General features: G+C 37.1%; 8 protein-coding genes. All 8 read right to left on the bottom strand.

Going from position 1 to position 13978, the window contains the following annotated elements; all coding sequences use genetic code 11:
• Window positions 1-637: 637 nt before the first annotated feature.
• The 8 genes from INF30_RS06715 to INF30_RS06675 all read right to left on the bottom strand — a co-directional run bounded on the left by INF30_RS06715 (window position 638) and on the right by INF30_RS06675 (window position 13978).
• A complete protein-coding gene (locus INF30_RS06715) occupies window positions 638-1357 on the bottom strand; it encodes a glycosyltransferase family 2 protein (protein WP_226394650.1) in 720 nt (239 codons plus the stop codon).
• Window positions 1358-1523: 166 nt separating this feature from the next.
• On the bottom strand, window positions 1524-4013 hold the full coding sequence (locus tag INF30_RS06710; RefSeq protein WP_226394649.1) for a glycosyltransferase family 2 protein: 2490 nt from the start codon (window positions 4011-4013) through the stop codon (window positions 1524-1526).
• A 10-nt stretch (window positions 4014-4023) separates the two neighbouring features.
• Window positions 4024-4644, bottom strand: coding sequence for a hypothetical protein (locus INF30_RS06705; RefSeq protein ID WP_226394648.1), 621 nt, complete (start codon window positions 4642-4644; stop codon window positions 4024-4026).
• A 12-nt stretch (window positions 4645-4656) separates the two neighbouring features.
• Window positions 4657-5391 carry an ABC transporter ATP-binding protein gene (locus INF30_RS06700; RefSeq protein WP_226394647.1) on the bottom strand — a complete coding sequence of 245 codons (735 nt, stop codon included), beginning with the start codon at window positions 5389-5391 and terminating at the stop codon, window positions 4657-4659.
• Between the two features lie 16 nt (window positions 5392-5407).
• On the bottom strand, window positions 5408-6184 hold the full coding sequence (locus tag INF30_RS06695; RefSeq protein WP_226394646.1) for an ABC transporter permease: 777 nt from the start codon (window positions 6182-6184) through the stop codon (window positions 5408-5410).
• 28 nt (window positions 6185-6212) lie between these two features.
• Window positions 6213-7127 carry a glycosyltransferase family 2 protein gene (locus INF30_RS06690; RefSeq protein ID WP_226394645.1) on the bottom strand — a complete coding sequence of 305 codons (915 nt, stop codon included), beginning with the start codon at window positions 7125-7127 and terminating at the stop codon, window positions 6213-6215.
• Between the two features lie 39 nt (window positions 7128-7166).
• Complete coding sequence (locus INF30_RS06685; protein WP_226394644.1) at window positions 7167-9338, bottom strand: DUF7657 domain-containing protein; 2172 nt, start codon at window positions 9336-9338, stop codon at window positions 7167-7169.
• A 35-nt stretch (window positions 9339-9373) separates the two neighbouring features.
• Complete coding sequence (locus INF30_RS06675) at window positions 9374-13978, bottom strand: GBS Bsp-like repeat-containing protein (protein ID WP_311136008.1); 4605 nt, start codon at window positions 13976-13978, stop codon at window positions 9374-9376.

Below are 13978 nucleotides of genomic sequence, written 5' to 3'. Positions count from 1 at the left end.
TCTTTTTAATAAGTAATAGCCATGAGTCCAGCTCCACATCTTCAGTATTTATGCAGGTCTACGAGACATGGCAAGCCTCTTTATCACTATAAATTTATAACACCAATCAACTCCTAATGGTATAATTAAGTTGTCAACATTAACCCACCTAAAATAAGCTAATTGTTATCTATGATCAAGAAATCATCCAGAACATCCCCATACTGCCACAAAAGTTTTTCCTCCTATTTCATGCTCCATGAGCTGTGCTTTCATCGTTATGGAATACGAAAGATTTTCTATGATTATCAATTTGGTTAATTACTTCAACAACCTTCTTATTGCCCACTACTACAGCTTTGATATTACAGCACCGTTTCCTCTCTACTGGGCATTTAACTGCTTTTTGAAAGACTTTGATCACTCTGTTCTTTCCAACATCGCAGATACTCCTTCTTGTCCAACAAGAGATTATCGATACTTTTTATCGAGTTGAATTTTCTTTATCGTAGCGAATGCATCACCCCTCTAAGCAAGCGCAATACGAAAAATCCAAAACTTCTTCCGCAAGGGATCCCCATCTGTAAAGCCGGTCTGGCCACGCAGAAAGACAGTGAATCCTCAAACAACGGTCTTACACAACAGAATTTCTATTATTCTATAAACCCTTTCTGGTTTTCTTATACATTTTATTTGCACATGACCTAGGATTATAATCTACATGGGTATTATCTATTTCTTCTATAATTTCAATATTCTTATCTCCAAACCAATCTTTTACTTTTTTGATTTCTATTTCCATCCCTTTTGCATTTTTAAAATCTTTTCCAGACATACCACCATAATGAAAAATAAGATTAGTACATTTTTTTACTCCTTTTACAGAATATCCAGCTTGAAGAACTTGTGCCTGCAACTTTGTAATAGACCACCACCATTCATAATTTTCATCCAACAAATATTTTTCGTATAAATCTTTATCTATCATAAAACAATACCCGTCCACACGAACATGTGGCTCATTCTCACAAACTCCAAGTGTGAAAATTCCTTTTTCATATCGTTTTTCCATCTCATACAGCCATTCTTTATTCCGTATGTCTATATCCGAATTAAGAAGCAGTATCTTTTCACTGTTTTGATCACACAATTTTAATCCTAAATTGTTTCCCTTGGCAAACAACGTGTTTTCATCCAGCATCAGTAATTTATTAATCTTTTTCGTTTCATACATTTTATATAACATTTTTCTAGTCTTTTTGTCTGATGCATTATCTACTACTATTAGCTCCCATTCTCCCTTCGTGCCTTGAAGTGTTTCTATCGTATTTCTCGTGTATACTACTGCATTATGCACCAACATTATAATACTAGTCATCTTATATCTCCTTTAATTTTATCCTTATTTAGCTGTGTAATCTTATCAAATATGGTCTGTGAATAGCTAATATAATCATAACATTTTCCAGTATAGTAAGCAAAGGGTTTTCATACAAAAAATGAACCCCACTTTGAGGTTCATTTTCTTTTATTCCTATATAAATTCATCCCAAAGTAAAGGGAGCTTGAGTAATCGCAAAATTTTTATTGTAGAACGGATCACCTTTATCTAATACATTTTGCCATTTTTTCTGAAATTTTTCCACTTCGCCGTCAAACCGTTTTCTCTTTTCCCTCGTATCCTCATACCCTCTGGATTTAGACTCATAGTGATGCCACTCAGCAAATGCATTAAATACAATCCATTTGTTCAGTTCTCTGATTTTGAGACAGTAATCCACATCATTGCAGGCAACGACAAACTGCTCATCAAAACCTCCCACCTCATTAAAAAGAGTCTTTTTAGTCATCATACAGGCCGCAGTTACCGCACTGTAATTGCAATTGATACGAGCCCGTACCATGTATCCATAGTCATCCCGTCCAATACCTGTATTCACATGTCCGGCGTATCCTCCAAAGCCGATCACCACACCTGCATGCTGAACCGTATCATCTTCATAGAGGAGCTTTGCACCTACAGCTCCCACATCTTCTCTCATACAGCAGCCCAGCATTTCTTCAATTGCATCCGGTGAGATCAGCTCTGTATCATTGTTTAAGAACAGAAGGTATTCTCCCTTGGTTTCTTTTACCCCGTAATTATTAATTGCCGAATAATTAAATCCTTCTTTCCACTCAATGACACGTATATTGTCGTGATCCTTCTGCAGTTTTTCATAATACGCAAAAGTTTCTTTCTCCTCACTGTTGTTTTCCACAATGACTATTTCAAAATTCTTATATCGATTCACCGCATATAAAGACTCAACACACTTTTTCAGATCACTAATATGATCTTTATTTGGAATAACAATGGAAACCAGCGGATTTCCATGTACTTTATATTTTACATGGTACATCCCCCACAGACCGACATGCTCCACTGTTGCCTCAAGTCCCACTCTTTTCAAATGCTCCTCTATAGCTCTTTTTCCCGCCTCATATGCATACATTTTGCTTGAAGGATCTCCTGCAACCGAATTCATATGCACTCTCCAGTGATATAAAATCATAGGAATATGTTTAATACTCTCCGCCTTTTCAATACATCGGAACATAAGATCATAGTCCTGAGATCCATCAAATTCTGGGCGAAAACCTCCTATTTCATCGATAATACTTTTCTTTGCAACAAAGAAATGCGTAATATAATTGTGGCTCCTAAAAAGGTCTATACTAAAATCCGGCTTAAAGTTGGGATCCATGTGTTCTTTCCCATCACCATCCACCTTATCTTCGTCTGTGTACAGAATATCATAATCCTTTTCCTGAAGGCACTTAACAACTTCATACAAGGCATTAGGCGCTAATATATCATCATGATCAAATAGACCTATATATTCTCCTATCGCAAGTGCTAATGCACCATTCGTATTTCCCGAAATGCCGAGATTTTTTTCCAGCAGTTTATATTTTATCCTGGGATCCAGCTTGCTATATCTTTCCAGTTCTGCCTCTACTGCTTCATCTCCTTCACTGCCATCTGCAATACATAATTCCCAGTTCTGATAAGTCTGGTTTATAACAGAATCAATCATTTCACGCAGATACTTAATTGGAGTCTTATAAGTCGGAACAATAATACTAATCAACGGTTTTTTATCAAATTCCGTTTGCCTCTCTTTATCAAGTTCCTCATTTGAAGGCCGATTTTCTTCGAACCACTCTTCATAATCTTTACCAGAATGCATTACCTTCATGAATATATGTTGTTTTAAATTCGAAAAGCCATTTTTTTTCACATATTTTATAGTCTTTTTAGCATATTCAGGTGTAGCATATTTATAAGCCGCTCTGACAAACCCCACTTTTTCACGCACAGACTGCTTTTTACGAATATGATCCAGATTAAAGGATAAATATTTTGTTTTATTTCCATCTGATATAGATAAGCAGAAATCGCTTTGCTCATCATAAAAAAATTCCACCTGGAAACCGCAAAGAACATCTTTACTCTCAATTAGGCCAGCATCTATCAAGTCTTCCCTTTTTGATCTTTTTAATTTAAATTCAACTTCTTTTCCTTCCGAGTCCTTGAGGGCAAAACCTACAGCATCTGCGCCATCGACAGAAGAAGCCCAGCCAGAAATTTCCACCTTAGTCTCTCGTACATAAATCAAATCTATATTATATGATATTGTACTGTCATCCCTAATTTTAAGTATCTGTTTTTTATTCAATTTTATAAGGCACTTGGTTTCTTCTCCATTTGAAGCATATAATTCAAAAGTCTGTGGAACATCAGCAATGTTTACATAGTTTTTTATATGAAAACCACTGTCACATGGTACTGTATACTTTTTATACTTCTTCTCTACATCTTTTCTATTTATACCCTTTACCCTAAGGTTGTCCACTGGTTTTCCATTCATTAAGGCCTTATAGTGCACTTCTTTTCCCAAAGTATCAAATGCCCAACCATTAACTCGTATATACTTTTCTTTCGGTTTAATGCGGTACTTCTTTTCGTCAATATAATATTTGATTCCCATTTCTCTTCTCCTATCTGAATAATTTATAGAGGAACTTTAAGAAAAATACAATGTATATAATAAAAATCAAAAATACGCAAAATGTCTCTAAGTCAAATCTTTCCGTGACTGTTTTTATTATCATCGTACCATCGGTATCCACTCCATTTATCTGAAGGCTGGTGTTTTCTTCTGTCTTAGGTTCATATAACAGTCCAATACCTCTGGTATTCTCCACATCCTCATTTACACTTTCAAAAACTACTCTGTACGTCTTTCCTTTACATCCTTGTACTGTTTCAAAAGAGAACTGGTTAAACTTACTATTTTCTATATCTTCTGCTTTTAGTTCAGACTCTGCTACGATTTCTTCTGTTTCTTCGTCTATCAAAGTCAACATGATAGACGTTCCTGCCGCGTCTCCCTGCAGCTGACATTTTGCAGTAATTCCATCTAGTGTTTCTTCAGAAGAAATAAATGTCTGCTCTATTTTTTCTTCAAAAACACCAGTCCCTATATATTCACTGTTATCCAGAGTCTTATCGTATAGAGGATTTACCTTCCCTATATGAGCATATAAAAATGCTATAACAATTACCACAACTATGCCTATAATCGTTTTAATTCTCTTCATTGTTTTCCTCTCAATCATCTGGTTCATCTGCTATATTTGGCTGTACTCTTCACAAATTTCCAATGCGTCGCCAAAACGCTTCATAACGCCATGTTCAAGCCAGACGACTTTATTACATATATCCTTAACCTGCTGAATGCTGTGTGACACGAAAAGGATTGTTGCCCCTTGTTCCATCATATTCCGTATTCTTTGTTCGCATTTCTGCTGAAACCTAAAATCACCAACCGATAATACTTCATCTACGATCAAAATATCCGGAATACCTATAGTCGCAATAGCAAATGCAAGTCGGGAAACCATACCTGAAGAAAAGTTCTTCACGGGAACATCCATAAACTCTCTCAATTCCGAAAATTCCACAATATCCTCATAATGTTCCTGCATAACTTCTCTGGAATGTCCCAGCAAGGCTCCGTTCAGATAAATATTTTCTTTTGCAGTCAATTCAAAGTCAAACCCTGCTCCCAGTTCGATCAAAGGAGCTACATTTCCCCGAACAGACACTGTTCCTTTGGTAGGCTTAAGGACTCCCGCAATTGTCTTAAGCATTGTGCTTTTCCCACTTCCATTCAGGCCAATAAGTCCAAGTGAATCGCCACGATATACGTCAAAAGAAACATCTTTTAAAGCCCAAAATTCATTATATTTTATCTGCTTTTTGAGACTCCTTATTACATATTCCTTAAAGCCGTCAAAACGCTCTGATGCCAGATTAAACTTCATAGACACATGATCGACTTTTATAATAATATCGTTCTCCATTGTTTGCCTCCACTATCTAAATATTTAAGATGAACTGATCCTGGTTCTTATAGAAGACATACAGTCCTAATGCCAGGAAAAAAGCCGTCTCAGCAACTGCAATAATAAGTGACCACACGTCAAATATTAACCCATTTATCATAACATCCCTAAACATCGTCAAGATATTTGTCAAGGGATTTAACAACACGACCTTCTCCAACCATTCAGGCAGAATGGACATTGGATAAATAACAGGCGTAAGATATAAAAGCACTGTTGTAAACACTGAATATAGGTGCATGATATCTCTGAATTTCACAGTAAGTGCTGCCAGAATCAGTCCAATTCCTAAAGACAGCAGCATCAAAAGAGCTAACGGCACAACAGAAAGCAACACACTCCAATGAAGTTCTGCCCTTGTCGCGACCATAACAAGCATTAGCGCTGTAAAAGATGCCATGAGATTTATGAAACTTGAAAATACTCTGGAAATCACAAATAAGTATTTAGGCACATAAACTTTCTTAATCAGTGCTGCATTCCCCACAATAGCTGACATAGCTGTCGATGTCGCATCATTGTAGAAATTAAAGATAATCTGACCACTAAGTAAATACAGCGGAAAATTTTCAATATCAAACCGAAACAGATTTGAAAAAACCACGGACAACACAATCATCATTAAAAGTGGATTTAACAATGTCCATAAAACTCCCAAAACAGACTTTCTGTATTTTATTTTTATATCTCTCGAAATCAACTCATTTAATAATGGTCTGAATTTGATAAAATTCTGTATATAAGTAGACATGAAATCCTCCATACTTTTTAAACGTGATTTATTTTATATGATGCAGTTGTATTTCGAAATCTTGACGACTCTTTTGAGCAATTGTTTGCAAAATCATTCCTGCGAAAAAAGATTGTATAGCTGCCAACATAACAAATCCACTAACAATTAAAGTTGGAAATCTCGGAACAATCCCCGTCTGCATATATGTTATCAAAATCGGAATAAACATCACCGCTGCTAATATAACCAATATTAGTGATAAGATCCCAAAAAAGCCCATCGGTTTGTAATTTTTATACAGCCTAACAATTGTAGCCAACACTTTAATCCCATCAGAATATGTGTTTAATTTAGATTCACTTCCTTCCGGTCTATCTCTGTATTCAATCACCACGTTATCTACGTACATATTTTTATCAGCGGCATGGATACTCATTTCCGTCTCTATTTCAAATCCTTTTGATAATACCGGAAAGCTTTTCACAAACTGATAACTAAAAGCACGGTAACCTGTCATAATATCTTTAATATCTGTCTTAAATAACAAGTTAATACTTTTTCTTACAATTGAATTACCCCAATTATGAAACGGTCTTTTATTTTCCACAAAATAAGTTGAAGACAAGCGGTCTCCAACCACCATATCAACCTGCCTCTCAAGAACCCTTTTGGCCATTTCTGGCGCAAATTCTGCCGGATAAGTATCATCTCCATCTGTCATAATATAACATTCCGCATCAATATCACGAAACATTCTTCTTATAACATTTCCCTTTCCCTGCTGATACTCATATCTGACAACAGCCCCTGCCTTTTTCGCTATTTCGTCTGTTCCGTCTGTTGAGTTATTATCATATACATATATAACCGCATCAGGTAAGACTCTTTTAAAATCATTAACAACTTTCTCAATAGTTTGACTTTCATTGTAACAAGGAATTAGTACAGCAATTTTATCCATTTCGTATTCTACCTCCTTTATTCTTAATCCAAGTACCTATTATAGATAATTTATCTCATAAATAAAATATCCATCTACTTTTTTTATATTTTCTATAAGCACATTATCATTAGAGTATGATGTAAGATCCTCTCTACTTAAAATATATTTCACCTCTAACTTTTCCAAGTCATTAACATTAAGATTGATAAGAAAATGATCCGGTGCAACCAGCTCAAATTCAGTCTTTTCATCTACTTTAAGGTTAATCGTAATGTGCGCATATCTATTATATACATCTGTATATACCCCATCCGGATCTAACATCTCCCATCTTTCTAGAGTCGGATAAACATTTGTACTATTTATTGTACTTGCCCCGGCAAGCAGGGAAATGTTTGTTTCCGGATAAGGGAGATCAACCGAAATCCACTTTGCCTCATTGTCTTCCTCTACTATTTCTGTGATTTCTCCAAGGATATTGCTTCTTTCCACCATTGACAATCCCTTTTGAATTGGATTAACAAGCCCTCCTGCAACCAAAAACACCATAATAGTAAACGAAATCAATATTCTGGATTCTTTTTCTTTGTGACTGTTGCAGAGCAGAAACGAGAAGATACACATAGCCAAAAACATTCCGACCTTCATTATTAGCGAAAGCGGAATACTATCCACTGTTTCTGAAAAAATCATTACTACTGCAAATGCATATATTATTGCTGCTACTATAACCCTTCCAGACTTAATTCCATCATCCAAAAGGCTTACTGACCTAAACAAAACGATAATATTAAGAAATTGAATTCCAATCAATGCACGATCGCAAGTTGTCAAGGAGAGCAAAGTTACTTTCATCAATATCTCTGGAACTGGAAGCGTAAAAAAAACGATTAAAATCAAATCTATAGCTAACATTATTATTAGCATTCCATCTTTTTTACGCTTTTTAAATAAAACATATCCTGCCAGAATAATATTTAATGGAAATAGATCGATAAACCCCCATGGTATAACCATTTGGGAATCTGTCAATGGTAAATACATATTATATGTACCACAAAGAATCTTCCATATCTCTAGTTTGTTTGTATCAATTCTATTTCCGGGATAAACTGTATTCATAACAGATTGGATTGTATCCCAAGATCTGTAAATTAAAAAAAGTAATATCCCACCGCAACAAAGAGCGGGGATCAGAATGGATATGATATCTGCCTTTCCTTTCCATATAAACTGTTTCCGATTTTCTATAATAATCCAAACAAACACTCCTAAATAGGCATATCCAAAGACAACTTGCCATGCAGGATAAAACAATAATATATATACACATCCAGACCAGAAAAAAACAAAAGAATATATCATTCCTTTCCAAACACTGGCTGTTCTCATAAACAAATATAACATTATTGAGCATAACTGACCAAATATTAACATTTCCGCCAGCCCATTAATAGCAAACCACCATTGAAGAACCGGAGACATAGCAATAAAAACAGCATAAACTACTGCTAATTTTTTTCTGTTTTTCAAAAATAATCTGCCAAATTCAAAACTTACCATAAATAAGAATATAAGACGTCCGCACCAAAAAAAAGCTAGTCCTTTCTCACTTCCAAACAACAAATATCCCCAATGAAACGGACGAAACAAAATTCCTATATCCTTTACAGGCTGTCCATATACAATATACATATCTGTACTTGTTCCACGAACAATATTACTTATATATGGATAACTATCATCCAAATTCTTTTCCTGGGCGATTGCAAAGATTGTATTTAAACCGAATTCGTCACTTCTGTATGGGTTAGCCACACGAAACATAAGTCCACTTTGCTCAACATCAACACCTAATGCACCACATAAGCTACTTATTGAAGAACCACTTATTTCAAAAAAAACTCCTATTCCCAAAAGCAACAAAGCAATAGCATAACGATATTTGTATATAATATCAAAATATTTTTTATTAATATTATTCAAGAAAATGTATGCAAACGTGAAAAAAGCCCAGCTCCCAATTAGGCCAACAAAAAAGCTTATTTTTGTATATTGACGAAATAATTCTATTGTCTTTTTTAAGGTAATACCTTCTTCATTATTATAAAAGAAAAAATCAGTATTTCTTCCTATTTTATAGACAAAAAGTACTAAAACAGAAAAAAGAAATCCAATTATTAACGCCTCAAAAATGTCTTTTTTTTCTATCTTTTTTCTTTTATTCATTTGACAGATTTCCAACAAATTAATCTCCTACATTTTTATATATTTTTGAGTACCTTTATCATTGACACAATAGAATACCCATAATTTACACTTGTAGCCCATCCAGCTCCCGAAGGATTCTCTTTCTGCCCCAGCCACTCTACATATTGGGCCGAACCTCTTTTAACTAAATGAAATCTTGGATCAACTTGACTATTTACCAATGGATCAGTTGAACCATACGCTTTTAAATGCTGAATTTGCGCTCTGACGCCAGTTCTTACATCCGGAAATGAAGCACAATCGCCAGAAGAATTACCATCAAGCGCTCCTATTCCTGCAAAATTAAACTGTTCTATCTTTACAATTCCTCCGAATTGAAGCCATCCAGTTTCTTTCATAGCCTGTGCAAACGCAACTTCCGCACGTACTCCCTCCACCTGTGCTTCTTCTATATATAAGAGGCAAAACTGTTCTAAGGTAGGTGCTCCTCCCACTCCCAGAGCTGCTGAAGGGTAAGCATGTCCACTGGATTCAAAATACCTCACCATCTGATCAATGGTAACTGTAGTATCCCCCATAATAGTATAATACTGCGTTGCACTAACCATCTGGGAAGCGGATCCTACATTTTGCTGTATCCCATTATTCGAAACCACATATACATGGATCTTATATAATCCGGAATTATATTTATGATACATCGGATCTACAGATACCGTATATGTTCCATCAGGCTGACGTTTTGCACCGTACCAGCATATATCACTTTGATCTTCCGAGCAACATACTGGTACAAGCACTGAAGAGACACCGGATGCTGATTGAGGTTCCGGAACTACCACTGTAAAACTTCCTGTTGTATCATCATAATCTTTTATCGATATTTCAGAAGTTAAAGACGCTCCAGTAACTTCAAAAAACGTAGACCCAAGTCCTTTCATCACTCCATTCGCCAATGTATAGTACACATCCACCTGATAAATCCCGGCCGTCTTATGATCCCGAATATCTATCGTCGTCTCCCAGTTCCCATCTGCGTTTTTATGTCCAGTATACCATACCAGATCATCCTGGCCACCCTTCTCACTCCAGGTTGCAAACATGACATTCTTCAGTACACCAAGCAATCCTATATTAGTCGCTTGTACTTTATATGTCATTTCTTTTCCTGTAGTGTCCTCAGCAATGATTTCCATATCAGGCAGTGACACCTCATGTGTTCCTGCTATCGTCCCCTGTGTCACTCCATTTTTTGCTGTAACATAGACATGAACCTGATATGTTCCTATCGCAAAATTATGATTTGCTATGCTGACCTTTGCCTTGTAACTTCCATCACTCTGCTTTTCTGCATCATACCATCTGATATCACTCTGATCAGATGCGCACCATACAGGTACTTGTACCCGATCTACTCCCGACGGTGATCCAATATCTCCGACTACTACTTCAAATGTTCCCTTTTCTTCATTGTAATTTTCTATGCTTGTTGTCATACTTGGCACAGATACTTCAAAGAATGTAGAACCGAGGCCTTTTATCACTCCATTCGCCAATGTATAGTATACATCCACTTCATAGCTTCCAGCTGTCTTATGATCCTGGATATCTATTGTCGTCTCCCAGTTCCCATCTGCGTTTTTATGTCCAGCATACCATACCAGATCATCCTGGCCACCCTTCTCACTCCAGGTTGCAAACATGACATTCTTCAGTACACCAAGCAATCCTATATTAGTCGCTTGTACTTTATATGTCATTTCTTTTCCTGTAGTGTCCTCAGCAATGATTTCCATATGAGGCAGTGACACCTCCTGTGTCCCTGCTATCGTCCCCTGTGTCACTCCATTTTTTGCTGTAACATAAACATGAACCTGATACGTTCCTATCGCAAAATTATGATTTGCTATGCTGACCTTTGCCTTGTAACTTCCATCACTCTGCTTTTCCGCATCATACCATCTGATATCACTCTGATCAGATGCGCACCATACAGGTACCTGTACCCGATCTATTCCAGACGGGGATCCAATATCTCTGACTACTACTTCAAATGTTCCCTTTTCTTCATTGTAATTTTCTATGCTTGTTGTCATACTTGGCACAGATACTTCAAAGAATGTAGAACCAAGGCCTTTCATCACTCCATTCGCCAATGTATAGTATACATCCACTTCATAAGTCCCGGTCGTCTTATGATCCTGGATATCTATTGTCGTCTCCCAGTTCCCATCTGCGTTTTTGTGTCCAGCATACCATACCAGATCATCCTGGCCACCCTTCTCACTCCAAGTTGCAAAGGAAACCCCACGTACGTTACCAAGTAGCCCTATATTAGACACTTTCAACAGATAACGCATTTCTTTTCCATCAATACTTTCTGCCGAAATTTGGGTATTCGGAAGACTAACTTCCTGTGTACCCAAATTTTTAAAAACACAAATACCGTTACCGGCTGTCAAATATACATGTATTTTATATGTCCCTATAGAATAATTATGATTTGCTATGCTTATTTTGGCTTTATAGCTACCATCATCCTGTTTATCCGCATTATACCAAACCAAATCACTCTGATCATCTGCACACCATACGGGTACCTGTATGGTATCAACTCCAGATAAAGAATTAATGGCACTAATTACAACTTCAAATGTTCCTTCCTCCGCATTATAATTCTGAATTTCCCCATCAAAAGACGGCTTGGAAACTTCCATTGAAGTACCTGCAAGTCCAAGCTGAGTGCCACACTTCAGCGTTGCATATACATGTACATTATATGTCCCGCTCACTTTAAAATCTCTAACCTTAATAATCGCCTGCCAATTTCCAGATGAAACCTGTGTTGCATTCAACCACTTCAAATCACTCTGATCGTCTTTCGTCCATACTGGTACCTGTACAGCAGTGACTTCCGAAGGCATATCTGCAAATTGGATATTAACCACATATTCTGTTTCAGTCTCATTAGGATTTATTGTAATTGTACTGCTTGTATCCTTTGAAACATAAAAAGTTTCCTTCATCAAAGATTGACCAGACGAATTAAATGCTTCTACATAATATGTACCACGATCGCCATTATAATCAGCAACATTGAACTCTATTGTCTGCTTGCCCGATGCCAGAACATATTCCTTAGATGCACCTGTCTCCTCATTCCACACCTTGACAGTTCCATTACTTCCCAATCCGGACACATTAATCTTCGCAGTCCCTTCAAAATCATTTTTATTTTCTATATCAATATTGGGTCCCTTAGAAAGTCCATATGAATTCGCTATCCCTGTAGCATCCGCGATACCCAACTGTTGGAGAAAACTCTCCTGGGCCAGCTTTGCCGCATCACTTGGATTAGAAATAAAAGCATGCTCTACAATAATTCCTGGAAATCCACACAGTTTACTATAACGAATGATTCCATAATAGTCCTGCTTAGAGCCGTCAGGATAAATATCATTAACTGTATTTCTGACCTTTATTCCTCTGTCTGCCAATCCCAAAGATACTAACTGGTTTTGGATCTGCTGTGCAAGATTTTTCCCTGGTTCGTGAACAGATGGATTATAATGGTCATTAGGATAATATACTTCAGCCCCGCTCGCTGCCGCTCCTGCAGAATTTATATGTATACTTACAAGAACATCAGCCGCCATGTCTCTCGCTTTATAAACACGCTCATCAATGTCTAGGTACGTATCATCTGTACGAGTCATATACACAGTTACGCCATTGTATTGTTCAAGTTCAGCCTTACAATACTGTGCAATTTTTAAATTAAGTTCCTTTTCAACCAGACCATTGGCAGAAGCACCTCCATCACGGCCGCCATGTCCCGGATCCAGAACTACCACCAGATCTTCCGACCTGCTACTTGCATCTGCCGCACGGCTAGTTCTGCTTCCCTGTACAGTTTCAACCTGCTCTTCCGCTGCTTCTATCGCTTCTTCTACATCTGCCGTAGCTGCTTCCACTTCACCTGTCTCTACATCAACAACTGACATTTCCAGTTCCTGAGTTGTAATCTGCTCAGAATTCCCTTCAGATGTAGCGCCATAACCTGGATATTCCTCATTTACCCCAAACATAGACTCTACACCTATATCAGCAAGGTGTATTGTCTGCTCGACTCCATCTTGAGTATAGATAAAATCCACCAACTCATAAACACCAGATGCAGTCTCATCAAAGCTGTATGTGAAAAGGAATAATTCACCTTCTTTTTTAGAAAGTTCCATTTCTAAGGTACCGCCATCATCTTTGCGTATAACAATTCTGGCACCACTTACATTTTCGCTCCCATCGCCATATGAAATGACAATATTCTGATCAGCTGGTGTTTCCAGATATGGACAATCCACACTCACATAATTAATCAATCCCTGAGAAGTAAGAGCCGCATCATCTGTAACTTCCTCATCACTCTCTTCTTCCACTGTCTGTCCCTCTTCAGAAACACTTTGCATTTCGTCATTTAATTCTGCATTACTCGAAGCAGTTTCATCTATATCAGGGCTCTGCTCTGTTTCTATATCTGTGCCATTCTGTAATGTTTCTACACCCGTACTGTCCGCCGCATAGACATTACCGCCAAACAGCACACTAATGGCCATTGCGATAGAAAGCAGGCATGCAATTCTTCTTCTTCCTCTTTTCAC

The organism is Claveliimonas monacensis (assembly GCF_014982975.1).
Taxonomy (GTDB): Bacteria; Bacillota; Clostridia; order Lachnospirales; family Lachnospiraceae; genus Claveliimonas; species Claveliimonas monacensis.
Note: the sequence above shows the minus strand (reverse complement) of the source record. Positions and strands in the feature narration are given on the sequence as shown.